Origin of the sequence: Klebsiella sp. M5al, assembly GCF_002090195.1 — a bacterium.
In the GTDB taxonomy this organism is placed as follows: domain Bacteria; phylum Pseudomonadota; class Gammaproteobacteria; order Enterobacterales; family Enterobacteriaceae; genus Klebsiella; species Klebsiella grimontii.
In genome coordinates this window covers 5,256,968-5,281,756 of the sequence record NZ_CP020657.1, presented here as the reverse complement: position 1 = coordinate 5,281,756, position 24,789 = coordinate 5,256,968, and the positions used below count along the sequence as shown (strand labels likewise).

20 protein-coding genes are annotated in these 24,789 nt (G+C 56.7%); 15 read left to right on the top strand and 5 right to left on the bottom strand.

Annotation, left to right across the window (positions count from 1 at the left end):
* Positions 1–147: 147 nt before the first annotated feature.
* The 7 genes from BWI76_RS25405 (at position 148) to BWI76_RS25375 (ending at position 7,289) form a co-directional block, all read left to right on the top strand.
* Positions 148–1,416: an SLC13 family permease gene (locus BWI76_RS25405; protein ID WP_004139742.1), complete on the top strand. Its 1,269-nt coding sequence runs from the start codon at positions 148–150 to the stop codon at positions 1,414–1,416.
* A 32-nt stretch (positions 1,417–1,448) separates the two neighbouring features.
* The gene (ttdA, locus tag BWI76_RS25400) at positions 1,449–2,348 is read left to right on the top strand and encodes a L(+)-tartrate dehydratase subunit alpha (protein ID WP_004139744.1); all 900 of its coding nucleotides are present in this window, start codon (positions 1,449–1,451) and stop codon (positions 2,346–2,348) included.
* Complete coding sequence (ttdB, locus tag BWI76_RS25395) at positions 2,348–2,965, top strand: L(+)-tartrate dehydratase subunit beta (RefSeq protein ID WP_000162405.1); 618 nt, start codon at positions 2,348–2,350, stop codon at positions 2,963–2,965. The genes ttdA and ttdB overlap by 1 nt, the downstream gene beginning before the upstream one ends.
* A gap of 151 nt (positions 2,966–3,116) precedes the next feature.
* Positions 3,117–3,365, top strand: coding sequence for an oxaloacetate decarboxylase subunit gamma (locus tag BWI76_RS25390; RefSeq protein ID WP_004139751.1), 249 nt, complete (start codon positions 3,117–3,119; stop codon positions 3,363–3,365).
* Between the two features lie 15 nt (positions 3,366–3,380).
* Complete coding sequence (oadA, locus tag BWI76_RS25385) at positions 3,381–5,147, top strand: sodium-extruding oxaloacetate decarboxylase subunit alpha (protein ID WP_064371556.1); 1,767 nt, start codon at positions 3,381–3,383, stop codon at positions 5,145–5,147.
* Positions 5,148–5,162: 15 nt separating this feature from the next.
* Positions 5,163–6,464, top strand: coding sequence for an oxaloacetate decarboxylase subunit beta (locus BWI76_RS25380; RefSeq protein ID WP_064371557.1), 1,302 nt, complete (start codon positions 5,163–5,165; stop codon positions 6,462–6,464).
* 126 nt (positions 6,465–6,590) lie between these two features.
* On the top strand, positions 6,591–7,289 hold the full coding sequence (locus BWI76_RS25375; RefSeq protein WP_004139762.1) for a triphosphoribosyl-dephospho-CoA synthase: 699 nt from the start codon (positions 6,591–6,593) through the stop codon (positions 7,287–7,289).
* 26 nt (positions 7,290–7,315) lie between these two features.
* Here the strand turns inward: BWI76_RS25375 and degS are convergent, their stop codons facing one another.
* The 3 genes from degS to zapG form a co-directional block, all read right to left on the bottom strand.
* Complete coding sequence (gene degS, locus BWI76_RS25370) at positions 7,316–8,374, bottom strand: outer membrane-stress sensor serine endopeptidase DegS (RefSeq protein ID WP_004134703.1); 1,059 nt, start codon at positions 8,372–8,374, stop codon at positions 7,316–7,318.
* A gap of 86 nt (positions 8,375–8,460) precedes the next feature.
* Positions 8,461–9,828: a serine endoprotease DegQ gene (gene degQ / locus BWI76_RS25365; RefSeq protein WP_024358764.1), complete on the bottom strand. Its 1,368-nt coding sequence runs from the start codon at positions 9,826–9,828 to the stop codon at positions 8,461–8,463.
* 172 nt (positions 9,829–10,000) lie between these two features.
* A complete protein-coding gene (gene zapG, locus BWI76_RS25360; protein ID WP_004125749.1) occupies positions 10,001–10,399 on the bottom strand; it encodes a Z-ring associated protein ZapG in 399 nt (132 codons plus the stop codon).
* Between the two features lie 190 nt (positions 10,400–10,589).
* Between zapG and zapE the strand changes: the two genes are divergently transcribed.
* The 6 genes from zapE (at position 10,590) to BWI76_RS28620 (ending at position 14,627) form a co-directional block, all read left to right on the top strand.
* Positions 10,590–11,723, top strand: coding sequence for a cell division protein ZapE (zapE, locus tag BWI76_RS25355; protein WP_024358763.1), 1,134 nt, complete (start codon positions 10,590–10,592; stop codon positions 11,721–11,723).
* Between the two features lie 219 nt (positions 11,724–11,942).
* Positions 11,943–12,371, top strand: coding sequence for a 50S ribosomal protein L13 (gene rplM, locus BWI76_RS25350; RefSeq protein ID WP_004106200.1), 429 nt, complete (start codon positions 11,943–11,945; stop codon positions 12,369–12,371).
* A gap of 15 nt (positions 12,372–12,386) precedes the next feature.
* Positions 12,387–12,779, top strand: a complete 393-nt coding sequence (gene rpsI / locus BWI76_RS25345) for a 30S ribosomal protein S9 (RefSeq protein ID WP_000829815.1) — start codon at positions 12,387–12,389, stop codon at positions 12,777–12,779.
* Positions 12,780–13,090: 311 nt separating this feature from the next.
* Complete coding sequence (sspA, locus tag BWI76_RS25335; RefSeq protein WP_004134697.1) at positions 13,091–13,729, top strand: stringent starvation protein SspA; 639 nt, start codon at positions 13,091–13,093, stop codon at positions 13,727–13,729.
* Positions 13,730–13,732: 3 nt separating this feature from the next.
* Positions 13,733–14,221, top strand: coding sequence for a ClpXP protease specificity-enhancing factor (gene sspB / locus BWI76_RS25330; RefSeq protein WP_049087008.1), 489 nt, complete (start codon positions 13,733–13,735; stop codon positions 14,219–14,221).
* Positions 14,222–14,531: 310 nt separating this feature from the next.
* A complete protein-coding gene (locus BWI76_RS28620; protein ID WP_224231723.1) occupies positions 14,532–14,627 on the top strand; it encodes a DUF1120 domain-containing protein in 96 nt (31 codons plus the stop codon).
* Between the two features lie 173 nt (positions 14,628–14,800).
* On the opposite strand, the gene gltD is transcribed toward BWI76_RS28620, so the two are convergent.
* Positions 14,801–16,219 carry a glutamate synthase subunit GltD gene (gltD, locus tag BWI76_RS25320; RefSeq protein WP_024358762.1) on the bottom strand — a complete coding sequence of 473 codons (1,419 nt, stop codon included), beginning with the start codon at positions 16,217–16,219 and terminating at the stop codon, positions 14,801–14,803.
* Between the two features lie 9 nt (positions 16,220–16,228).
* Positions 16,229–20,689 carry a glutamate synthase large subunit gene (gene gltB / locus BWI76_RS25315; protein ID WP_049250658.1) on the bottom strand — a complete coding sequence of 1,487 codons (4,461 nt, stop codon included), beginning with the start codon at positions 20,687–20,689 and terminating at the stop codon, positions 16,229–16,231.
* A gap of 673 nt (positions 20,690–21,362) precedes the next feature.
* Between gltB and BWI76_RS25305 the strand changes: the two genes are divergently transcribed.
* Entirely contained in the window at positions 21,363–22,298 is a 936-nt protein-coding gene (locus BWI76_RS25305) for a TIGR01212 family radical SAM protein (protein WP_004139765.1), read from the top strand.
* A gap of 142 nt (positions 22,299–22,440) precedes the next feature.
* The gene (gene arcB / locus BWI76_RS25300) at positions 22,441–24,780 is read left to right on the top strand and encodes an aerobic respiration two-component sensor histidine kinase ArcB (RefSeq protein ID WP_024358760.1); all 2,340 of its coding nucleotides are present in this window, start codon (positions 22,441–22,443) and stop codon (positions 24,778–24,780) included.
* The last annotated feature ends 9 nt before the right edge of the window (positions 24,781–24,789 follow it).

Genomic DNA, 24,789 nt, shown 5'->3' with positions numbered 1-24,789 from the left:
AGTTACTGCTTTTGCGAGATTTTGATAAAGATCTCAATCCTGACGCTTTCGTGAAAAACGCATTGACTTACTCTTTGCATGGGAATAATTTCCCTCTCGTCAATATTGGATACAATATCATATATCATTGATGGGATAATTATAAATATGGAACCGATTACCATTACTCTATGTTTGCTGGCGTTTGCTATCGCCATGTTTGTGTGGGAAAAAATACCGCTCGCGGTCACGTCTATGGTGGTTTGCGTCGCGCTGGTTCTCACCGGCGTCCTCAATCTCAAGCAGGCTTTCGCCGGCTTTATCGACACCAACGTCATTCTCTTCGTCGCCATGTTTATCGTCGGCGGGGCGCTATTTGAAACCGGGATGGCGAATAAAGTGGGGGGCGTGATTACGCGCTTCGCTAAAACGGAAAAGCAGCTGATTTTTACCATTATGGTCGTGGTTGGCGTGATGTCCGGTTTCCTCTCCAATACCGGTACCGCAGCCGTCCTGATCCCGGTCGTTATCGGCGTGGCGGCGAAATCAGGCTTTGCCCGTTCCCGACTGCTGATGCCGCTGGTTTTCGCCGCCGCGCTCGGCGGTAACCTGTCGTTGATTGGCGCGCCGGGCAACCTGATTGCGCAATCAGCCTTGCAGAACATTGGCAGCGGTTTTGGCTTTTTTGAATATGCCAAAGTGGGTTTACCGATGCTGGTTTGTGGCATGATTTACTTTCTGACCATCGGCTATAAATTCCTGCCCAACCACCCGAATAGTGGGGAAGTTGGCAGCATCGGCCAACAGCGCGATTACAGCCACGTTCCGCGCTGGAAGCAGATCCTCTCTTTGCTTGTTCTGATCGCCACGATCCTCGGCATGATTTTCGAAAAGCAGACCGGTGTGAGTCTTGCGGTAGCGGGCTGTATCGGCGCGCTGGTGCTGGTGGTTACCGGCGTGCTTACAGAAAAGCAGGCTTATAAAGCCATTGATTCACAAACTATTTTTATCTTCGGCGGCACTCTGGCGCTGGCGAAAGCGCTGGAAATGACCGGGGCGGGAAAACTGGTGGCGGATCACGTGATTGGCCTGCTGGGGCAAAACTCTTCGCCTTTTATGCTGCTGGTGGTGGTCTTTGCGCTGTCCGTCGTTATGACTAACTTCATGTCCAACACCGCCACCGTCGCGCTGCTGGTACCGGTGAGCCTGTCGATTGCGGCGGGCATGGGCGCCGACCCTCGCGCGGTGCTGATGGCGACGGTGATCGGCAGCTCTTGCGCCTACGCCACGCCAATCGGTATGCCTGCCAACATGATGGTGCTGACGGCAGGCGGCTATAAGTTTGTTGACTACGCCAAATCCGGCATCCCACTGATTATCGTTTCCACCATTGTCAGCCTGATTCTGCTGCCAATCCTTTTCCCTTTTCATCCGTAATGAACGGAAGCTGTCCTGACTAAGGAGCCTTTATGAGCAAAAGTGAACAGATATCCCATATGACCAATATTATGGCCAAATTTGTGGGGTACACCGGCAAAGTCTTGCCTGATGACGTCACCGCAAAACTGGAAGATTTGCATAAAAAAGAGACCAGTAAACTGGCCGACGTCATCTTTACGACCATGATTGAGAACCAGCGTCTGGCAAAAGAACTGGATCGCCCTTCCTGCCAGGATACCGGCGTGATTCAGTTTCTGGTGGAGTGCGGGGCCAACTTCCCGCTGATCGGCGAACTGGAAGCGCTGCTGCGTGAAGCGGTGATCAAAGCGACCGTGGATTCCCCGCTGCGCCACAACAGCGTTGAGACTTTTGATGAATACAATACCGGTAAAAACGTGGGTAAAGGTACGCCGACGGTATTCTGGGAGATCGTTCCCAATTCTGACCAGTGCAGCATTTACACCTATATGGCGGGCGGCGGCTGTTCTCTGCCGGGGAAAGCGATGGTGCTGATGCCGGGCGCAGGTTATGAAGGCGTAACCCGCTTTGTGCTGGATGTGATGACCAGCTACGGCCTTAACGCCTGTCCGCCGCTACTGGTTGGCGTGGGCGTGGCGACCTCTGTTGAAACGGCGGCGCTGCTATCGAAAAAAGCGCTGATGCGTCCGATCGGTTCGCACAATGAGAATGAGCGTGCGGCTTCGCTGGAGAAAATGCTGGAAGACGGCATTAACAAAATTGGCCTTGGGCCGCAGGGGATGTCCGGTAATACCTCCGTCATGGGCGTGAATATTGAAAACACCGCGCGCCATCCCTCCACCATCGGTGTGGCGGTGAACGTCGGCTGCTGGTCGCACCGGAAAGGACATATCGTTTTTGATAAAGACCTGAACTACACCATTACGTCTCACAGCGGAGTGAATTTCTGATGACGAAAAAAATCCTGACTACGCCAATTAAAGATGAAGATTTAGCCGATATTAAAGCGGGCGATATTATTTATCTCAACGGTCATATTGTTACCTGTCGTGATGTGGCGCACCGTCGATTAATTGAAGGCGGGCGCGAATTACCCGTTGATGTTCGCGGCGGCGCTATTTTACACGCTGGCCCAATTGTCCGCCCAATTAAAGGCGAAGACGATAAATTTGAAATGGTCTCCGTTGGGCCAACCACCAGCATGCGCATGGAAAAATTCGAAAAAGAATTTATTGCGCAGACCGGCGTGAAATTAATCGTTGGGAAAGGCGGCATGGGGAAAGGTACCGAAGAGGGCTGCGCGGAGCATAAAGCACTGCACTGCGTATTCCCGGCCGGCTGCGCGGTAGTGGCCGCGGTGTGCGTGGAAGAGATCGAAGATGCGCAGTGGCGCGATCTGGGAATGCCGGAAACGCTATGGGTATGTCGGGTAAAAGAGTTTGGCCCATTAATCGTTTCCATTGATACCCATGGAAATAACCTGTTCGAACAGAACAAAATTATTTTTAACCAGCGTAAAGAGATCGTCGCTGATGAAATATGCCAGAACGTAAGCTTTATCAAATAATCTGGGTTATATGAATTGCACGATAATGATGGCGATACGTTTATTGCGATAATAAACAGGGACTCTGACCGGGGCGGTTCAGGGAAATCCACCCTTATTATTTTCGTTATAAATAACATCATTATCGTGCCTCCTGCTCGAAGGCTATTTTATGACTGATGCAGCACTGCTATTAGGTGAAGGCTTCACCCTGATGTTCCTCGGCATGGGGTTCGTGCTGGCGTTTCTGTTTGTGCTGATTTTCGCCATCCAGGGCATGTCCGCCGCCGTCAACCGCTTCTTCCCCGAACCGGCTCCGGCGCCGAAGGCCGCACCTGCCGCCGCGCCCGCTGACGACTTCGCCCGCTTAACGCCGGTGATTGCCGCCGCCATCCACCACCATCGCCGCCTTAACCCTTAATTCACGGAGGAATCCATGACCGTTGCCATTACCGATGTCGTCCTGCGCGACGCCCACCAGTCCCTGTTCGCCACCCGCCTGCGCCTTGACGATATGCTCCCCGTCGCCGCGCAGCTCGACGACGTGGGCTACGGCTCCCTCGAGTGCTGGGGCGGCGCCACCTTTGACGCCTGCATCCGCTTTCTCGGCGAAGACCCGTGGGTCCGCCTGCGCGAGCTGAAAAAGGCCATGCCGAAGACCCCGCTGCAGATGCTGCTGCGCGGCCAGAACCTCCTCGGCTACCGCCACTACGCCGATGACGTGGTCGAACACTTTGTTGAGCGCGCCGTCAAAAACGGCATGGACGTCTTCCGCGTCTTCGACGCCATGAACGACCCGCGCAATATGCAGGCCGCCCTGCGGGCGGTGCGCAGCCACGGGGCGCACGCCCAGGGCACGCTCTCCTACACCACCAGCCCGGCGCACACCTTACAGACCTGGCTGGACCTGACCGAACAACTGCTGGAAACCGGCGTCGACTCCATCGCCATCAAGGACATGTCCGGTATCCTCACCCCGATGGCGGCGTATGAGCTGGTCAGCGAAATCAAGAAGCGCTATGACGTGCGCCTGCACCTGCACTGCCACGCTACCACCGGGATGGCGGAGATGGCCCTGCTGAAGGCCATCGAGGCGGGGGTGGACGGCGTGGACACGGCGATTTCTTCCATGAGCGCCACCTACGGCCACCCGGCCACCGAGGCGCTGGTGGCGACGCTGGCCGGAACGGAACATGACACCGGGCTGGATATCCTGAAGCTGGAGAGCATCGCGGCGTACTTCCGCGAGGTGCGCAGGAAATATCACGCCTTTGAAGGCCAGCTGAAGGGCACCGACAGCCGTATCCTCGTGGCCCAGGTGCCGGGCGGGATGCTCACCAACCTCGAGGGCCAGCTGAAGCAGCAGAACGCCGCCCACCGTCTGGATGAGGTGCTGGCGGAAATCCCCCGCGTGCGCGAGGACCTCGGCTTTATTCCTTTAGTCACCCCGACCTCGCAGATTGTCGGCACCCAGGCGGTGCTTAACGTCCTGACCGGGGAGCGCTACAAAACCATCGCCAAAGAGACCGCCGGGATTCTGAAAGGCGAGTACGGCCACACCCCGGTGCCGGTCAATGCCGCCCTGCAGGCGCGCGTGCTGGAGGGGGCCGCCCCGGTGACCTGCCGTCCGGCGGACCTGCTGAAGCCGGAGCTGGCTGCGCTGGAAGCGGATGTGAAGCGCCAGGCGCAGGAGAAGGGCATCACGCTTGCCGATAACGCCATCGACGACGTGCTGACCGTGGCCCTGTTCCCGCAAATCGGCCTGAAGTTCCTTGAGAACCGCAACAACCCGGCGGCCTTTGAGCCGGTCCCGCAGGCGGAAGAGGCGAAACCTGCCGCTGCCCCGGTAAAACCTGCCGCCTCCGGCATCTACACCGTGGAAGTGGAAGGCCAGGCCTTTGCGGTGAAGGTCAGCGACGGCGGCGATATCAGCCAGCTGACCGCGGCTGTTCCTGCCACCGCGCCAGCCGCTGCCGCCCCGGCAGGCGCAGGCACCCCGGTGACCGCCCCGCTGGCGGGCAATATCTGGAAGGTGACTGCCACCGAGGGCCAGACGGTCGCCGAAGGCGACGTGCTGCTGATTCTCGAAGCCATGAAGATGGAAACCGAAATCCGCGCCGCGCAGGCCGGCACCGTGCGCGGTATCGCGGTGAAATCCGGCGACGCGGTGGCGGTCGGCGACACCCTGATGACGCTGGCGTAAGGAAAAGGAACGGAAATGGAAAGTCTGAACGCCCTGATTCAGGGCATGGGCCTGATGCACCTCGGCATCGGCCAGGCCATCATGCTGCTGGTGAGCCTGCTGCTGCTGTGGCTGGCGATTGCGAAGAAGTTCGAGCCGCTACTGCTGCTGCCGATTGGCTTCGGCGGCCTGCTGTCGAATATCCCGGAGGCCGGGCTGGCGCTGACCGCCCTGGAGAGCCTGCTGGCGCACCACGACGCCGGGCAGCTGGCGGTGATTGCCGCGAAGCTCAACTGCCTGCCGGACGTTCATGCCATCAAGGAGGCATTAGCCCTGGCCCTGCCGTCGGTGCAGGGGCAGATGGAGCAGCAGGCGGTGGATATGGGCTACTCCGCCGGGGTGCTGGCGGTGTTCTATAAGGTCGCCATCGGGTCGGGTATCGCCCCGCTGGTGATATTTATGGGCGTCGGGGCGATGACCGACTTCGGTCCGCTGCTGGCCAACCCGCGCACCCTGCTGCTGGGGGCGGCGGCGCAGTTCGGTATCTTCGCCACGGTGCTCGGGGCGCTGACGCTGAACTACTTCGGGATTATCAGCTTCACCCTGCCGCAGGCGGCGGCGATAGGCATTATCGGCGGCGCGGACGGCCCGACGGCGATTTATCTCTCCGGGAAACTGGCGCCGGAGCTGCTGGGGGCGATAGCGGTGGCGGCGTACTCGTATATGGCGCTGGTGCCGTTAATCCAGCCGCCGATTATGAAGGCGCTGACCACGGATAAGGAGCGGAAAATCCGCATGGTGCAGCTGCGCACGGTGAGCAGGCGGGAGAAAATCCTGTTCCCGGCGGTGCTGTTGCTGCTGGTGGCGCTGCTGCTGCCGGACGCGGCGCCGCTGCTGGGGATGTTCTGCTTCGGCAACCTGATGCGCGAAAGCGGCGTGGTGGAGCGCCTGAGCGACACGGTGCAGAACGCGCTGATAAATATCGTGACCATTTTCCTGGGTCTGTCGGTGGGCGCCAAGCTGGTGGCGGACAAGTTCCTCCAGCCGCAGACGCTGGGGATTCTGGTGCTGGGGGTGATTGCGTTCTGTATCGGGACGGCGGCGGGGGTGCTGATGGCGAAGCTGCTGAACCTGTTCAGTCACAACAAAATCAACCCGCTGATTGGCTCGGCCGGGGTGTCGGCGGTGCCGATGGCGGCGCGGGTATCGAACAAGGTGGGGCTGGAGTCGGACGCGCAGAACTTCCTGCTGATGCACTCGATGGGCCCGAACGTGGCGGGAGTGATTGGCTCGGCGATAGCCGCCGGGGTGATGCTCAAGTACGTGCTGGCGATGTAGTTCTGTGCTCTTCCCGGAGGCGGCGCGTTGCGCCTGTCCGGGCTACGGGATCGCAGATGACTGTAAACCCGTAGCCCGGGTAAGGCGTCAGCCGCGACCCGGGAGATTTCCTGTAAGGAGACTTTGATGAATGAAACCATAGCATTACGTCCTGACAGCAGGGCGTCGGCAAAGGACAGCGTTGTTGATTACACCCTTGCGTCGCTGGAGGAACTTGAACAACTGCATCCGGCTCTGAATCTGCTGGCGCACCCATCAATCGCTCAGGGTAGCCATGATTTTTTTGTCCGTTGCTATGACGCTGGCGTACGGCATGCGCAGGCCGGGGCCGCTGAAACGGTGGCGGCTTTACCTGATTCGCTGACACATGAGCAGCAAGGGAGCGGGCTACTGTGTGCGGCTGCCGGGCGTCTGGAAATTCTTGGTCAGCCGCTGACGCACAATCGTCTGTGCGACCTCGCCGGTCAGTTCTGTGCTGGCATGGCGGATGTTGATAGCGAAATCCGCAGCGGTTTCTATACCGTGCGCAGCATATCGCTGCCGGTTTACCGGCGGCTGCTGCGGGATAAGCATTCATATGGCATCTGCCTGCAGCAGGCGCTGCTGCATCTGCTGGCCTGGAAAAGTGATTCCCCCTGGGCGCGGCAGCAGGCCCAGCGGTTGCTCTGGCAGGGGGGAGTTCTGGGTGATAACGGCGAGTTTGCGCTGATGACGCTCGATGATGAACTGCGGGAGCGCCAGTTTGCGTGGCCCGGATTGTGGTCGCTGCTGGCCGTGACCGGGTTTCTGGCGAAATTCCCGGCCGGGCCATTGTTTGCTGATTGAAAAGCGCTCCCCTGGTGGGGAGCCTGTTAATTGGTCGCAGGATATTCCTGGACGGCGATATGCAGCGTAAGTTTTTTATCATCGCGCATAATCACCACCGGAATTTCCGAGCCCGGGCGAATCTCTGCGACCTGGTCCATGGTTTCCAGGGCGGAAACGGCGGGCTTGTCGTTAACCGAAATAATGACGTCGTTGGCGCGGATCCCTGCCTGGGCGGCCGGGCCTTCCGGCGCAACATCATTCACCACGATCCCCTGCAGCTGATCGATCCCGCCGCCCTGCGCATGCAGCGGCGCAATTTCGCGGCCGCTGATCCCTATATAGCCGCGAATAACGCGGCCATCGCGGATCAGCTTATCCATAATCTTGGTTGCCAGCTGGAAAGGGATCGCAAAGCCGATCCCTTCCGGCGTTTCGCCATCGTTGCTTTTATCAAATGACAGGGTGTTGATACCCATCAGCTCGCCCAGCGAGTTCACCAGCGCGCCGCCGGAGTTACCGTGATTGATTGACGCGTCGGTCTGCAGGAAATTCTGGCGCCCGGTGGGGTTCAGGCCGATACGGCCGGTGGCGCTGATAATGCCCTGGGTAATGGTTTGCCCAAGGTTGTACGGGTTGCCGATCGCCAGCACGACGTCACCGATATGCGGCACGCGTTTCGGGTTAATCGGAATGACCGGCAGGCCGCCGCTGGCGTTGATTTTTAACACCGCCAGATCGGTGAGAGTATCTGAGCCGACCAGCAGCGCTTCAAAAACCCGACCATCCTGTAGGGCCACGATAATCTGATCGGCATCGTTGATAACGTGCTTATTGGTCAGGATATAGCCGCGCTGATCCATGATCACGCCGGAACCGAGCGTTAGCTGGTTATGGCTGGTGCTGTTGAGTGCCCGGTTATAGACGTTCACGACCGCCGGGGCGGCGCGGCGAACGGCGGAATTATAGCTGGCGGGGGATTCATCCGCGCTATCGTATTGCGTGGTCGGCGAAAGCTGCCACTGGCGCAGCGAAGGCATAACGGCCAGCAGCAGACCGCCGACAATCAAACCAATAAGTATCGAACGTAAAAGCTTTCCAGGCATGATGCAGATATCGTTGATGGATGGACAGGCGCAGCATAACACGTCTTGTCCGGACATCGCACTGCACGCGATGCCCGGAAGGCGAGTTAACGCAGCAGCAGATAGATGCTTTCGCTGCCGCGAACGACGTTCAGCGCAATCACCGTCGGCTTGCTTTCAAGCACTTTTCGCAGTTCAGCAATGGACCTTACGCGCTCGCGGTTGAGGCCAATAATGATGTCGTCTTTATGCAGCCCCGCCTGGGCGGCAGGGCTGGCTTTATCGACATTATCGATGACGACGCCTTTGGTCCCGTCTTTCATCTGACCGTCGCTTAACGATGCGCCCTGCAGGGCTGGCGCGATAAGTTCGGCGCTGGCGGAAGAAGAGGTGCTCTTGTCGAGGGTGACTTCAACTTCTACGGGCTTTCCTTCGCGCAGGAGCCCCAGCTTCACCTTGGTCCCCGGCTCGGTCGTGGCGATGCGGGAGCGCAGTTCGGCGAAGCTGTTGAGCGGCTTGCCGTTCAGGCTGACGATAACGTCGCCAGATTTGATGCCCGCTTTGGCCGACCCTGAATTTGGCAGCACTTCGCTGACGAAGGCGCCGCGCTGGACGTCGAGATTCATCGCTTTGGCGATATCCGCGCTCATTTCCATGCCTTTGATGCCCAGCAGGCCGCGTTTGATTTCACCAAACTGAATAAGCTGCTGGGAGAGGATTTTCGCCATATTGCTGGGGATCGCGAAGCCAATGCCGACGCTGCCGCCGCCCGGGGCCAGAATGGCGGTGTTGATGCCAATCAGCTCGCCGTTGAGGTTCAGCAGCGCGCCGCCGGAGTTGCCGCGGTTGATCGAGGCATCGGTCTGGATAAAGTTCTCCAGCCCTTCAAGATTCAGGCCGCTGCGGCCAAGGGCTGAAATAATCCCGGATGTGGCGGTCTGACCCAGACCAAACGGGTTACCGACGGCGACGGCGAAATCGCCTACCCGCAGCTTATCGGAGTCGGCGATCGCGATTTGCGTCAGATTGCTGGGTTTTAACAGCTGCAGCAGGGCGATATCGCTCTGCTCGTCGCTGCCGACCAGTTTGGCATCGAACTCGCGACCATCGTTAAGCTGGACGCTGATTTTCTGCGCCTGATTAATCACGTGATTATTGGTCAGCACGTAGCCTTTTGCCGCGTCAATGATGACCCCAGAACCCAGGCCTTCAAACGGCTGCGCCTGCTCTTGCGGCGCATTGTCGCCAAAGTACTTCTTCAGCTCTTCCGGCATATTCTGCGCGGGTGACGCGGTGCCCTCAACCTGTACGCTCACCACCGCCGGCAACACTTTTTCCAGCATCGGCGCGAGGCTTGGCAACGCGCCCTGGCCGGGAACCTGTGTCGGTAAAGACGCTGCTGCCGGAGGTAAGGCGGACAACGACAACCCAACGCTTAACGCTAACGCACTTAACAGCAAAGTCTGTTTATTCATTAGATGCTGGCTCTCGTAACCTGAGGTGTATGGGAAACGTCCCGAATGGTCCGATGTTATTGAATTTTCGGCCCGGTAACAATGTGGGCGATAGTTAAATTGTAGCTGGGATGAGAGGTTGAAACGGGCGCTGAGGGTGCGCCCGGAAAATATTTTTACTGTCGTTGGCGGATTAGTCGCGCTTTACGCCGCCGCGCAGCAGGCCGGAGGCGCCTTCAGAGTAGTCGCGCGGCATCTGGACCGGAGCCTGATCGTTGCCCGCTTCAGACTCTTCCAGACGATTGCGGAACGGATTGGCGTCCGCCATGCTGTCCGGCAGCAGGTTGCTGGAACTTTTCGCCATATGCTGATACAGCTGGCGGTAATCATGCGCCATGTTATCCAGTAGCTCTGCGCTCCGGGCAAAATGGCTTACCAGCTCTTCGCGGTACTCTTCCAGCTCTGCTTTATTCTTTTCCAGTTCAAACTGCAGCGCCTGCTGTTGGCGTAATTTGCGATTGCCAAAACGCATCGCGACGGCGCCGATAATGATGCCGACAACTAGCCCAATTAGCGCGTATTCCCAGGTCATGAACATCTCCCGTTGTTTTGTGGTTCCGTAGGATGGCTGTGAGGCTCTCCGCCTGCGCCCGATAGTGCCACTATAACCGCTAATTCCACAGAAGTGGAATCCTGGCGTATCATCACGTAGTGTAGAGCGGCCTTTTTTTCGTCAATCGTGAGCTACGGCATTACGGTTTTCAAGGAATAAGAATTAGATCATGCAAAGCCTGTCCCCAACATCGCGTTACCTTTCCTCTCTCAACGAGGGGAGCCACCAACCTGACGACGTACAGCGAGAAGCGGTCAGCCGCCTCGATACGATTTTTCATGAATTGCAGAATAAACCTTCGGCAGCGCCGCAAACCGGCGGCGGTTTACGGGCGAAATTCGGCAAGCTGCTGGGCAAGCGCGAACCCGTTGCCGAAACGGTCGCGGTTCGCGGTCTCTATATGTGGGGCGGGGTCGGCAGGGGGAAAACCTGGCTGATGGACCTGTTCTATCAAAGCCTGCCGGGAAAACGTAAACAACGTCTGCATTTTCATCGGTTTATGCTGCGGGTACATGAAGAGTTAACGACGCTGCAGGGGCACAGCGATCCGCTGGAAATCGTTGCGGACCGTTTCAAAGCTGAAACCGACGTGCTCTGCTTCGATGAGTTTTTCGTCTCTGATATTACCGATGCGATGCTGTTGGGCGGTCTAATGAAAGCGCTGTTCGCTCGCGGCATAACCCTGGTGGCGACATCGAATATTCCTCCTGACGAGCTGTACCGGAACGGCCTTCAGCGCGCCCGTTTCCTGCCCGCCATCGACGCCATTAAGCAACATTGCGATATCATGAATGTCGACGCCGGTATTGATTACCGCCTGCGCACGCTGACCCAGGCGCATCTGTGGCTGTCGCCGCTGAATGCTGAGACCCAGCAGCAGATGGATAAATTGTGGCTGGCGCTGGCAGGTGCGAAGCGCGAACAGGCGCCGACGCTGGAGATCAACCATCGTCCGCTGCCGACGCTGGGCGTAGAGAACCAGACGCTGGCGGCGTCGTTCGCCACGCTGTGCGTGGATGCGCGCAGCCAGCATGACTATATTGCGCTCTCGCGTCTGTTTCATACCGTGATGCTTTTTGAGGTGCCGGTGATGACTGGGCTGATGGAGAGCGAGGCGCGGCGCTTTATCGCCCTGGTTGATGAGTTCTATGAGCGCCACGTTAAACTGGTGGTCAGCGCGGCGGTACCGCTTTATGAGATCTATCAGGGTGAGAGGTTAAAATTCGAGTTCCAGCGCTGTTTGTCGCGCCTGCAGGAGATGCAGAGCGAGGAGTATCTGAAGCGGGAACACTTACCGGGGTAAAACCGGGTACAAATCACATAAAGGGGTCGATCTTTGACCCCGACTTCTCTATAATCTTGCGACCCCACGTTACGAGAAGGTTTTTTTCCCAAAACTTTCTATGTGCCGGCATAGGCTATTCGAAGGGGTAGGTTTGCTGGACAATGTCGTGTGAACCTCAACTGACTAAACGTTTGGGTGTTCACCAACGTGTAACTTATTTATTTGGGTAAGCTTTTAATGAAAACTTTTACAGCTAAACCAGAAACCGTAAAACGCGACTGGTATGTTGTTGACGCGACCGGTAAAACTCTGGGCCGTCTGGCTTCCGAACTGGCTCTGCGCCTGCGCGGCAAGCATAAAGCGGAATACACTCCGCACGTTGATACCGGTGATTACATCATCGTTCTGAACGCAGAAAAAGTTGCTGTAACCGGCAACAAGCGCGAAGACAAAATGTACTACCACCACACCGGCCACATCGGTGGTATCAAAGAAGCGACCTTTGAAGAGATGATTGCCCGCCGTCCTGAGCGTGTGATTGAAATCGCGGTTAAAGGCATGCTGCCAAAAGGCCCGCTGGGTCGTGCTATGTACCGTAAGCTGAAAGTTTACGCGGGTAACGAGCACAACCACGCGGCACAGCAACCGCAAGTTCTTGACATCTAATCGGGATTATAGGCAATGGCTGAAAATCAATACTACGGCACCGGTCGCCGCAAAAGTTCCGCAGCTCGCGTTTTCATCAAACCGGGCAACGGTAAAATCGTTATCAACCAGCGTTCTCTGGAACAGTACTTCGGTCGTGAAACTGCCCGCATGGTAGTTCGTCAGCCGCTGGAACTGGTCGACATGGTTGAGAAATTAGATCTGTACATCACCGTTAAAGGTGGTGGTATCTCTGGTCAGGCTGGTGCGATCCGTCACGGTATCACCCGCGCTCTGATGGAGTACGACGAGTCCCTGCGTGGCGAACTGCGTAAAGCTGGTTTCGTTACTCGTGATGCTCGTCAGGTTGAACGTAAGAAAGTCGGCCTGCGTAAAGCACGTCGTCGTCCTCAGTTCTCCAAACGTTAATTGTTTTCTGCTCACGCAGAACAATTTGCGAAAAAACCCGCTTCGGCGGGTTTTTTTATGGATAAATTTGCCATTTTCCCTCTACAAACGCCCCATTGTTACCACTTTTTCAGCATTTCCAGAATCCCCTCACCACAACCTCTTCAAAATCTGGTAAACTATCATCCAATTTTCTGCCCAAATGCAGGTGATTGTTCATTTTTTGTTTGGATGACGAACGAAATGAAGTCACGCAAATGGGGTTTTTACATCTGGCTGGCCATGCGTGGTCGGCAGCAGTACAAAAATTCTGAATATACCTGGAGGTTTTCATGGCTGTCGCTGCCAACAAACGTTCGGTAATGACGCTGTTTTCTGGTCCTACTGACATCTATAGCCATCAGGTCCGCATCGTGCTGGCCGAAAAAGGTGTTAGTTTTGAGATAGAGCACGTGGAGAAGGACAACCCGCCTCAGGATCTGATTGACCTCAACCCGAATCAAAGCGTACCGACGCTTGTGGATCGTGAGCTCACTCTGTGGGAATCTCGCATCATTATGGAATATCTGGATGAGCGTTTCCCGCATCCGCCGCTAATGCCGGTTTACCCGGTGGCGCGTGGGGAAAGCCGTCTGTATATGCAGCGTATCGAAAAGGACTGGTATTCGTTGATGAATACCATTCAGACCGGTACCGCTGCGCAGGCTGATACTGCGCGTAAGCAGCTGCGTGAAGAACTGCAGGCGATTGCGCCAGTTTTCACCCAGAAGCCCTACTTCCTGAGCGATGAGTTCAGCCTGGTGGACTGCTACCTGGCACCACTGCTGTGGCGTCTGCCGGTTCTCGGCGTAGAGCTGGTCGGCGCTGGCGCGAAAGAGCTTAAAGGCTATATGACTCGCGTATTTGAGCGCGACTCTTTCCTCGCTTCTTTAACTGAAGCCGAACGTGAAATGCGTCTCGGTCGGGGCTAAATGATGGATGTATCACAGCTGACGCCGCGTCGCCCGTATCTATTACGAGCGTTCTATGAGTGGCTGCTGGATAACCAGCTGACTCCGCATCTGGTCGTTGACGTCACTCTGCCGGGCGTAATGGTCCCGATGGAGTACGCTCGCGATGGGCAAATTGTTCTCAATATTGCCCCACGCGCTGTCGGTAACCTCGAGCTGGCCAACGACGAAGTGCGTTTTAACGCGCGCTTCGGCGGCGTGCCGCGCAATGTCTCCGTGCCGATGGCTGCCGTACTGGCGGTTTACGCGCGTGAGAATGGCGCAGGGACCATGTTCGAACCGGAAGCGGCCTATGATGAAGATGTCACTAGCCTGAACGATGACGAAGAGCTGCCTGACAGCGAAACGGTCATGTCGGTGATCGATGGCGATAAGCCGGATAGTCACGACGACGATCCCGACGATACGCCGCCTCCTCGCGGTGGGCGTCCGGCGCTGCGCGTCGTAAAATAATCTTTGCCAGGCCCTTCGGGGCCTGTTTTATATCTTAATTCACATCTGAATTTGATAACATCATTGAAAATGAGCGAAGCGTGTTTCTGAACATGCTTCGCTTTTTTTATCCTATAGTCGGCGGCCTTGGTGTAAATAGACCCGTTTTAGTTCCCGGATTTTTTTGCGATCCCGGCCAAATTGACCCTGGCCCAATACTTTATGCCGCCAACAATCTGAACATGGATTTTACCGTGACCGCGGAGGCGGCGGGGTATACACCGACTTTAGTAATAACGACGTCGTTGATTTTGGCTCGCGGCATGTCGGCTTGCTATCAACTACCGCCTTTACCCAACTGGGCGCGCGGGACATCACTTTAACGATTCACTGTGAGACGTGCACCGGGATCGCCATTACGGCATGAGATGCCCGCGCCAGTTCCGCTATCACAGGCAAAGACGCCTTTACAGATAAGCGCAGCGGTTGGGGATAATATCAGAAGCGGGCAGAAGGTGTAGCTGGACGGCGAGGCGGTACTCAGCATTGTTTATCTTTGAATAAAGAGCTTGCGGGCACGGAGCCCGCAAGCTTCTCATTTTACACTTCCAGATAGTTCAGGATCCCGTCAGCCGCCTTACGGCCTTCGGCAATCGCCGTCACCACCAGGTCGGAACCGCGAACGATATCACCCCCGGCGAAGATTTTCGGGTTGCTGGTCTGGAAGGCGTTGTCGCTGCCTTCCGGCGCAATCACGCGGCCCTGAGAATCGAGCTCGACGCTGTGCTTCGCCAGCCATTCCATGCTGTGTGGACGGAAACCAAACGCCATTACAACGGCATCGGCGGGCACCACATGCTCAGAACCGGCCACGATTTCCGCGCGGCGGCGGCCTTTCGCATCCGGCTGGCCCATCTCCGTACGCGCCATCTTCACGCCGCATACCTTACCGTTGGCATTCACTTCAATGCCCAGCGGTTGGACGTTGAACTGGAACTCCACGCCTTCTTCACGCGCGTTTTTCACTTCGCGCTTCGAGCCCGGCATGTTCTCCTCATCACGGCGATAGGCGCAGATGACGTGAGTGGCGTTCTGGCGAATCGAGGTCCGCACGCAGTCCATAGCGGTGTCGCCACCGCCAAGAACCACGACGCGTTTGCCTTCCATGCTGACGTACGGCTCGTCCGCCGTTTCGCCAAAGCCCATGATCTGTTTGGTATTGGCGATCAGGAACGGCAGCGCATCAAAGACCCCGCTAGCGTCTTCGTTTTCCAGCCCGCCGCGCATGGACTGATAGGTCCCGACGCCGAGGAACACCGCATCGTAATCTTTCAGCAGATCGTCGAGCTGTACATCGCGGCCCACTTCGATATTGAGTTTGAACTCGATGCCCATGCCGGTGAAGATCTCGCGACGGCGGGTCATCACCTCTTTTTCCAGCTTAAACGCCGGAATACCAAAGGTCAGCAGACCGCCGATTTCCGGATGGCGATCGAAAACCACCGCCTTCACGCCGTTGCGGGTCAACACGTCGGCGCACGCCAGGCCCGCTGGACCCGCGCCGATAATGGCGACGGTTTTACCGGTTTGCTTTACGCCGGTAAGGTCGGGGCGCCAGCCCATTTCGAACGCTTTATCGTTGATATAGCGTTCGATGTTGCCGATGGTGACCGCGCCGAACTCATCGTTCAGCGTGCAGGAACCCTCGCACAGACGATCCTGTGGGCAAACGCGCCCGCAGACTTCCGGTAAGGTATTGGTTTGATGCGACAGCTCCGCCGCTTCAAAAATACGTCCTTCATTAGCCAGCTTCAGCCAGTTCGGGATGTAGTTATGCACCGGGCACTTCCATTCGCAGTACGGGTTGCCGCAGGACAGGCAGCGGTCCGCCTGTGCTTTGGCCTGGCCTTCTGAAAACGGCTCGTAAATTTCCACAAATTCAATTTTACGGATCTTCAGCGCTTTCTTTGGCGGATCAACTCGCTGTAAGTCGATAAATTGATAGACATTCTGACTCATCTTAACCCCTTACTGCGCCTGCACCCGCAGCTCAGCTGCGGAACGACTACGGTGACCCAACAGTGCTTTAACATCGCTGGACTTCGGTTTAACCAGCGCAAACTTCGCTGAGAAGGCCGGCCAGTTAGCCAGGATCTCTTCGCCGCGCTGCGAGCCGGTAAGCTGCACGTGCTCGGTAATCAAACCGCGCAGGTGCTCTTCATGGATGGCCAGAGAGTCAACGTCCAGCACTTCTACCAGTTCAGGGTTCACGCGTTTGCGGAAGTCGCCATCTTCATCCAGAACGTAACCAAAGCCGCCGGTCATGCCTGCGCCAAAGTTGACGCCGGTTTTACCCAGCACGCAGACGATGCCGCCGGTCATGTATTCACAGCCGTTGTCGCCAATACCTTCGACGACGGTGATCGCGCCGGAGTTACGCACCGCGAAACGCTCGCCCGCACGGCCCGCAGCATACAGGCGACCGCCGGTCGCGCCGTACAGGCAGGTGTTGCCGATGATGCTGGCTTCGTGGCTACGGAAGGCCGAGCCTACCGGAGGACGAATGGCGAGCAGGCCGCCGGCCATCCCTTTACCCACATAGTCGTTCGCATCGCCAGTCAGATGCAGTTCGACGCCGCCGGCATTCCACACGCCGAAGCTCTGGCCCGCAGTACCGCTAAAGTGGGCGACAATCGGGTCGGCAGCGAGACCCTGGTCGCCGTGAGTCTGGGCGATATAACCGGACAGCGATGCGCCAACGGAGCGGTCGGTGTTGCGGATATCGAACCAGAACGTTTTGCTCTGCTTGCTGTCAACAAACGGTTTCGCCTGCTGCAGAAGCTGGGCATTGAGTACGCCATTGTCGAACGGCGGGTTGTTCTCCGTGCAGTACAGCGCTTTGCCAGGATGCGGCTCAGCGGTTTCCAGCATCTTGCTCAGATCCAGCTTCTGCTGCTTGGCGGTAAATCCGTCCAGCTCTTTCAGCAGGTCGGTGCGACCAATCAGATCCACCAGACGCTTCACGCCCAGCTGCGCCATCAGCTCGCGAGTTTCGCGGGCGATGAATTCAAAGTAGTTGGTCACTTTAAACGGCAGACCGTGATAGTGGTTCTTACGCAGTTTGTCGTCCTGTGTTGCTACGCCGGTTGCGCAGTTGTTCAGGTGGCAAATACGCAGATATTTACAGCCCAGCGCGACCATTGGGCCGGTACCGAAGCCGAAGCTCTCAGCCCCGAGGATAGCCGCTTTGATGATATCAAGGCCGGTTTTCAGGCCGCCGTCCACCTGCAGACGAATTTTGTGGCGCAGCCCGTTGGCAACCAGCGCCTGCTGGGTTTCCACCAGTCCCAGTTCCCACGGACAGCCTGCGTACTTCACTGAAGAGAGCGGGCTGGCGCCGGTGCCACCGTCATAGCCAGCGATGGTGATTAAATCCGCGTAAGCTTTTGCCACGCCGGTGGCGATAGTCCCGACGCCCGGTTCGGAAACCAGCTTCACGGAGATCATCGCCTTCGGGTTGACCTGCTTCAGGTCGAAAATCAGCTGCGCCAGATCCTCGATAGAGTAAATATCGTGGTGCGGCGGCGGGGAGATCAGCGTCACGCCCGGCACGGAATAGCGCAGTTTGGCGATGTAGGGCGTCACTTTATCGCCCGGCAGCTGGCCGCCTTCGCCAGGCTTCGCGCCCTGAGCGACTTTAATCTGGATAACGTCGGCGTTGACCAGATAAGCGGGGGTTACGCCGAAGCGGCCGGAAGCAACCTGCTTAATGCGCGAGACTTTATTCGTGCCATAGCGCGCCGGGTCTTCGCCGCCTTCGCCGGAGTTGGAATTACCGCCGATGCTGTTCATCGCTTCCGCCAGCGCTTCGTGCGCTTCGGGGCTCAGCGCGCCGATAGACATCGCCGCGGTATCGAAGCGTTTGAACAGCTCGCTGGCCGGCTCAACGTCTTCCAGGCTCACCGTGGTGCCGTCCGGCGTCACGGCCAGCAGATCGCGCAGCGTTGCCGCCGGACGCTCGTTAACCAGCTTCGCGTACTGCTGGTAATCGCCGTATTCGCCGCTTTGTACCGCTTGCTGCAGGGTACGCACCACGTCCGGGTTGTAGGCGTGATATTCGCCGCCGTGGACGTACTTCAGCAGGCCGCCCTGGTCCAGCGGTTTACGCGCCAGCCAGGCACGTTTCGACAGGTTCAGCAGATCCTGCTGGAAGTCATCGAAGCCCGCGCCGCCGATGCGGCTGACGACGCCCTGGAAGCACAGGTCGGAGACGTCGCGATGCAGGCCGACCGCTTCAAACAGCTTCGAGCAGCGATAGGACGCAATGGTCGAAATCCCCATCTTCGACATGATTTTATACAGACCTTTGTTGATGCCGTTACGATAGTTCAGCATCACCGCGCGGTACTCTTTGTCGATGGCTTTGTTATCCACCAGCTTCGCCAGGGTTTCATAGGCGAGGTACGGGTAGATAGCCGTCGCGCCGAAGCCGAGCAGCACGGCAAAATGGTGCGGATCGCGGGCGCTGGCGGTTTCGACAATAATGTTGGCATCGCAGCGCAGGCTCTTATCGACCAGTCGGGTCTGAATTGCGCCGACCGCCATCGGAGCCGGTACCGGCAGACGGTTTTTCGCGATGTTGCGGTCAGAGAGCACCAGCAGAACGGTACCGTTACGTACCATCTGTTCGGCTTTATCGCACAGCGCCTTCACGGTTTCAGCCAGCGTGGTTGCGGTGGCATCAAAAGTGATATCCAGGACGTCGGCGCGATAGTGCTCCTCTTCCATGGTGGTCAGCTGTTTAAAATCGGAGTACAGCAGAATCGGCGATTTGAAGCTCAGGCGGTGCGCCTGGCCTTCCGCTTCGCAGAAGACGTTCATTTCACGGCCGATGCTGGTGGCCAGCGACATGACGTGCGCTTCGCGCAGCGGATCGATCGGCGGGTTGGTCACCTGCGCGAACTGTTGGCGGAAGTAATCGTAAATGATACGCGGCTGGCTGGAGAGCACGGCAAATGGGGTATCGTCGCCCATTGAGCCGACCGCCTCCTGGCCGTTTTCACCCAGAACGCGCAGGACGGAGTCCAGCTCTTCAGCGCTGTAGTTAAACTGTTTCTGGTAGCTGGCGAGGGTATCATCGTCCAACTGGCGGCTACCGACCTCTTCATCCGGCAGATCTTCGAATGGCACCAGGCGACGGACGTTTTTCGCCATCCACTCTTTATATGGGTGGCGGCTTTTCAGATCGTTGTCGGTTTCCGCGGAGTGCAGAATACGCCCCTCGCGGGTATCGATAACCATCAGCTCGCCCGGGCCAACGCGGCCTTTTTCGACCACTTCATCCGGCTGGTAATCCCAGATCCCGACTTCGGAAGCGCAGGTGATGAGCTTGTCTTTGGTGATGACGTAGCGCGCCGGGCGCAGACCGTTACGGTCGAGGTTACAGGCGGCATAGCGACCGTCGGACATGACGATGCCCGCCGGGCCGTCCCACGGCTCCATATGCATGGAGTTAAAGTCGAAGAACGACCGCAGGTCTGGATCCATATCCGGGTTGTTTTGCCAGGCTGGCGGCACCAGCAGGCGCATGGCGCGGATGATATCCATCCCGCCCGCCAGCAGCAGCTCCAGCATGTTATCCATGGAGCTGGAGTCAGAGCCGGTTTCATTGACGAACGGCGCGGCGTCGTGGAGGTCCGGGATCAGCGGCGTCTGGAACTTATAGGTACGGGCGCGGGCCCACTGGCGGTTGCCGGTGATGGTGTTGATCTCGCCGTTGTGCGCCAGATAGCGGAACGGCTGCGCCAGCGGCCAGCGCGGCACGGTGTTGGTGGAAAAGCGCTGGTGGAACAGGCAGATCGCCGACTCCAGGCGCAGGTCCGCAAGATCCAGGTAGAAGCGCGGCAGATCCGCCGGCATACACAGACCTTTATAAATGTTGACCAGGTTCGACAGGCTGCAAACGTAGAAATCTTTATCTTCCTGCAGGCGTTTTTCGATACGGCGACGCGCGATGAATAAACGGCGCTCCATGTCGCGCGGACGCCAGCCAGCCGGGGCGTTCACAAAGATTTGTTCAATACGGGGCAGCGAGGAGAGGGCGATTTCACCAAGAACGCCTTCATTAGTCGGCACATCGCGCCAGCCAACGATAGACAGCGTTTCGCGTTGAAGTTCTTCTTCGACGATGCGGCGTGCCGCTTTGGCCAGTTCAGGATCCTTATTAAGGAACAGCATCCCAACGGCGTAATTTTTGGCTAAACGCCAGCCGCGCTCTTCCGCAACAATTCGGAAGAAACGATCGGGTTTTTGTAGCAGCAAGCCACAACCGTCGCCGGTTTTTCCATCGGCAAGAATCGCGCCGCGGTGCTGCATTCGGGCCAGTGCGTGTATAGCGGTTCGCACTACCTTGTGGCTAGGTTCGCCTTCTATGTGGGCGATCAGGCCGAAACCACAGTTATCCCTCTCAAGGGATTTATCGTACAACATATCAGTGAACCTCCCCAGGCTCTACGGGACACCCTCCGATACCGATTGCGCACGGGCACAGAAAGAGCATGGCGACGGGGTTTACACCTCGCATTCGCCCTCTTTAAATCCTTTTCGCGTCGGTACACAAGTTTGAGGACTTGCTGTTAAGAGGGAATCTCAATTACTGCATAAATATGATGAGCAGAGCGCTCATCCAGAAAGCTTCCAGCGGATTCCCAACTTATCGGGAATCCACACATACGTCAAATGGCAATCTTATTTATACAAAAATGTGCTATACAACATCTAATATACTGATTTTTAATAAAATAATGGTCTTTTGAATGCCAGGGAAGCGCAGGGGACGGCTTTATCGAGTGTGATCTGTCTCACTATATCGACGGCACGCTATTATCGTTCTGTGCTGAAGTGTTCATTTATTGCAGTTTTTTAAACTGGTTTTTGTTTGATTAAAAGTTATTGGTACTGTTTTATGCCCTGGTAAAGATAATGGCAAATCAGAGGCTATATATAAGGAAAACTCATTACCATGATGGTGAATTAAATTGCAGTTATCTTGATTGTTTATGCAATGAGATAAGCGGCCGCGTTGACGATTGATCCAGGTCATCGCCGTCGGTAGCTAAAAATGGCAGGCTTGGCCCCTTTCTTAAGGCCGGTCTATCAGATTATGCAGTTACAAAAATTAGTCAATATGTTTGGTGGGGATCTTATGCGCCGCTACGGTGAAAAGGTTCATAAACTGACGCTGCACGGTGGATTTAGTTGCCCAAATCGCGATGGCACCCTTGGTCGCGGCGGCTGTACGTTCTGTAATGTCGCCTCTTTTGCCGATGAAGAACAGCAGCACAGCTCGATCGCTGAACAGCTGGCCCATCAGGCGCAGCGGGTTAACCGCGCAAAACGCTATCTGGCCTATTTCCAGGCTTATACCAGCACCTTTGCCGAGGTACAGGTACTGCGCTCCATGTATCAGCAGGCGGTCAGCCAGGCGAATATCGTCGGGCTCTGCGTGGGCACTCGCCCGGACTGCGTTCCCGGAGCGGTATTGGATCTGCTGTCTGAATATCGGCAGCAGGGTTATGAAGTCTGGCTCGAGTTGGGTTTACAAACCGCGCACGATAAAACGCTGCGCCGAATTAATCGCGGCCACGATTTTGCCTGCTACCAGCGTACAGCCCGTCTGGCGCGCGAGCGGGGCCTCAAAGTGTGCAGCCACCTTATCGTTGGCCTGCCGGGTGAAGGGCAGAGCGAATGCCTTGAAACGCTAAAACAGGTGGTAGAGACCGGCGTAGACGGCATTAAGCTGCATCCACTTCATATTGTGAAGGGCAGCATTATGGCCAGGGCGTGGCAGGCCGGAAGGTTGCAGGGTATTGATCTGGCGGACTATACGGTCAGCGCAGGCGAGATGATCCGCCATACCCCGCCAGAGGTGATTTATCACCGTATTTCCGCCAGTGCTCGACGTCCGATGCTGCTGGCGCCGCTGTGGTGTGAGAACCGTTGGACCGGTATGGTTGAGCTGGATAAATATCTCAATGAATACGGCGTTCAGGGGTCAGCTATTGGTCGTTGCTGGAGATCTCCGGCCGCTACCGAATAACGTCATCGCCAGCCGCATTCCGGCTGACCGCTACCCCCAGGCAGGCGCGTAACTACAATCCTTCCCGCATTTTTCGCACAACTTACAGCGTCTTGCTCAGAATTGAGTATTATTGTGCGAAGTTGTCGCGAAGGAATCCCTTATGAAGCAAATCCGTATGCTGGCGCAGTATTATGTTGACCTGATGATGAAGCTGGGTCTGGTGCGCTTTTCCATGCTGCTGGCCTTTGCGCTGGTGGTGCTGGCGATCGTCGTGCAGATGGCCGTTACTATGGTGCTGCACGGCCAGGTGGAAAGTATTGATGTGATCCGCTCTATCTTCTTTGGTTTGCTGATTACGCCGTGGGCGGTCTATTTCCTGTCGGTGGTCGTTGAGCAGCTGGAAGAGTCCCGGCAGCGTCTTTCGCGGCTGGTGGAGAAACTGGAGGAGATGCGCGAGCGCGATCTCAAGCTGAATGTGCAGCTTAAGGACAATATCGCCCAGCTTAATCAGGAAATCGGTGAACGTGAAAAAGCTGAAGCGGAACGTGAAACGACGCTTGAGCAGCTGAAAATTGAGATGAAGGAGCGTGAAGAAACGCAAATTCAGCTTGAACAGCAATCGTCCTTTCTGCGCTCCTTTCTTGACGCTTCACCGGACCTCGTTTTCTATCGTAATGAAGATAAAGAGTTCTCAGGCTGTAACCGCGCCATGGAACTGCTGACCGGTAAAAGCGAAAAACAGCTTATTCATCTGAAGCCGCAGGATGTCTACAGCGAAGAGGTGGCGGAGAAGGTGCTGGAGACGGATGAGAAAGTCTTCCGCCATAACGTTTCGCTCACCTACGAGCAGTGGCTGGATTATCCGGACGGGCGCAAGGCCTGCTTTGAAATCCGCAAAGTGCCCTATTATGACCGCGTCGGTAAGCGGCGCGGCCTGATGGGGTTCGGTCGTGATATTACGGAGCGTAAGCGCTATCAGGACGCGCTGGAGCGTGCCAGCCGCGATAAGACCACCTTTATCTCAACGATCAGCCACGAGCTGCGTACGCCGCTTAACGGCATCGTCGGGCTGAGCCGAATCCTTCTCGATACCGACCTGACCGACGAACAGGAAAGATACCTGAAAACCATCCACGTCTCAGCGGTAACGCTGGGTAATATCTTCAATGATATTATTGAGATGGATAAGATGGAGCGGCGTAAAATTCAGTTGGATAACCAGCCGGTTGATTTCACCGGCTTCCTTGCCGACCTTGAAAACCTCTCCGGCCTGCAGGCGCAGCAGAAAGGGCTGCGCTTTGTGCTGGATCCTTCGCTTCCGCTGCCGCATAAAGTGATCACCGACGGAACGCGTTTACGCCAAATCTTGTGGAATCTAATCAGCAACGCCGTGAAGTTTACCCCGCAGGGTGGGAGCGTGAACGTGCGCGTGCGCTATGACGAAGGGGACATCCTGCACTTTGAAGTGGAAGATTCAGGCATTGGCATCCCTGAAGCGGAACAGGATAAAATTTTCGCCATGTATTACCAGGTGAAAGATAGCCAGGGCGGCAAGCCAGCGACAGGTACCGGCATCGGACTCGCCGTGTCGCGGCGTCTGGCGCGTAATATGGGCGGCGACATTAGCGTTGCCAGCCTGCCGGGTAAAGGGGCCACGTTCACGCTCACCGTACACGCGCCGGCCGTGGCTGAAGAGGTTGAAGACACGCTGGCGGAAGATGAAATGCCATTACCTGCGCTGAACGTGCTGCTGGTGGAAGATATTGAGCTCAACGTGATCGTGGCGCGTTCGGTACTGGAGAAGCTGGGCAACAGCGTGGATGTGGCGATGACCGGTAAGGCTGCGCTGGAGATGTTTGTACCCGGCGAGTACGATCTGGTTCTGCTCGATATTCAACTACCGGATATGACTGGGCTCGATATTTCTCGTCAGCTGAAACAGCGCTTTGCCGCCGATGAGCTTCCCCCGCTGGTTGCGCTTACCGCTAACGTCCTGAAGAACAAGACTGAGTATCTGGAAGCGGGAATGGATGATGTCCTGAGCAAGCCGTTATCGGTTCCGGCATTAACCGCGATTATCAAAAAATTCTGGGATGCGCCGGAAGAGGAGGAGAATGAGATGCCATCTGTAGATATCAGTAAATCAGCTTCCGTACTGGATATTCCGATGCTTGAGCAGTATATCGAACTGGTAGGGCCGAAGCTGATTAATGACGGTCTGGCCGTTTTCGAAAGAATGATGCCGGGCTACATGGCGGTTCTGGAATCAAATTTAACCGCTCGCGACCAGAAAGGTATTGTCGATGAGGGGCATAAGATAAAAGGCGCTGCGGGCTCTATCGGTTTGCGCCATATCCAGCAGCTAGGCCAGCAGATCCAAACCCCGGATTTACCGGCCTGGTCGGATAACGTTGGCGAATGGGTTGAAGAGATGAAATCCGAATGGCAAAACGATGTCGCGGTACTGAAGGCGTGGGTAGCGGCGGCAGATAAAAAATGACCCCGGATA

Coding starts and splice junctions, on each gene's coding strand:
- BWI76_RS25375 (WP_004139762.1), top strand. CDS start 6,591: ATGAATGAAACCATAGCATTACGTCCTGACAGCAGGGCGTCGGCAAAG.
- gltB (WP_049250658.1), bottom strand. CDS start 20,689: ATGTTGTACGATAAATCCCTTGAGAGGGATAACTGTGGTTTCGGCCTG.
- BWI76_RS25405 (WP_004139742.1), top strand. CDS start 148: ATGGAACCGATTACCATTACTCTATGTTTGCTGGCGTTTGCTATCGCC.
- BWI76_RS25380 (WP_064371557.1), top strand. CDS start 5,163: ATGGAAAGTCTGAACGCCCTGATTCAGGGCATGGGCCTGATGCACCTC.
- ttdB (WP_000162405.1), top strand. CDS start 2,348: ATGACGAAAAAAATCCTGACTACGCCAATTAAAGATGAAGATTTAGCC.
- zapG (WP_004125749.1), bottom strand. CDS start 10,399: ATGACCTGGGAATACGCGCTAATTGGGCTAGTTGTCGGCATCATTATC.
- BWI76_RS25305 (WP_004139765.1), top strand. CDS start 21,363: ATGCAGTTACAAAAATTAGTCAATATGTTTGGTGGGGATCTTATGCGC.
- BWI76_RS25390 (WP_004139751.1), top strand. CDS start 3,117: ATGACTGATGCAGCACTGCTATTAGGTGAAGGCTTCACCCTGATGTTC.
- ttdA (WP_004139744.1), top strand. CDS start 1,449: ATGAGCAAAAGTGAACAGATATCCCATATGACCAATATTATGGCCAAA.
- arcB (WP_024358760.1), top strand. CDS start 22,441: ATGAAGCAAATCCGTATGCTGGCGCAGTATTATGTTGACCTGATGATG.
- zapE (WP_024358763.1), top strand. CDS start 10,590: ATGCAAAGCCTGTCCCCAACATCGCGTTACCTTTCCTCTCTCAACGAG.
- oadA (WP_064371556.1), top strand. CDS start 3,381: ATGACCGTTGCCATTACCGATGTCGTCCTGCGCGACGCCCACCAGTCC.
- sspA (WP_004134697.1), top strand. CDS start 13,091: ATGGCTGTCGCTGCCAACAAACGTTCGGTAATGACGCTGTTTTCTGGT.
- sspB (WP_049087008.1), top strand. CDS start 13,733: ATGGATGTATCACAGCTGACGCCGCGTCGCCCGTATCTATTACGAGCG.
- degQ (WP_024358764.1), bottom strand. CDS start 9,828: ATGAATAAACAGACTTTGCTGTTAAGTGCGTTAGCGTTAAGCGTTGGG.
- rplM (WP_004106200.1), top strand. CDS start 11,943: ATGAAAACTTTTACAGCTAAACCAGAAACCGTAAAACGCGACTGGTAT.
- gltD (WP_024358762.1), bottom strand. CDS start 16,219: ATGAGTCAGAATGTCTATCAATTTATCGACTTACAGCGAGTTGATCCG.
- rpsI (WP_000829815.1), top strand. CDS start 12,387: ATGGCTGAAAATCAATACTACGGCACCGGTCGCCGCAAAAGTTCCGCA.
- degS (WP_004134703.1), bottom strand. CDS start 8,374: ATGCCTGGAAAGCTTTTACGTTCGATACTTATTGGTTTGATTGTCGGC.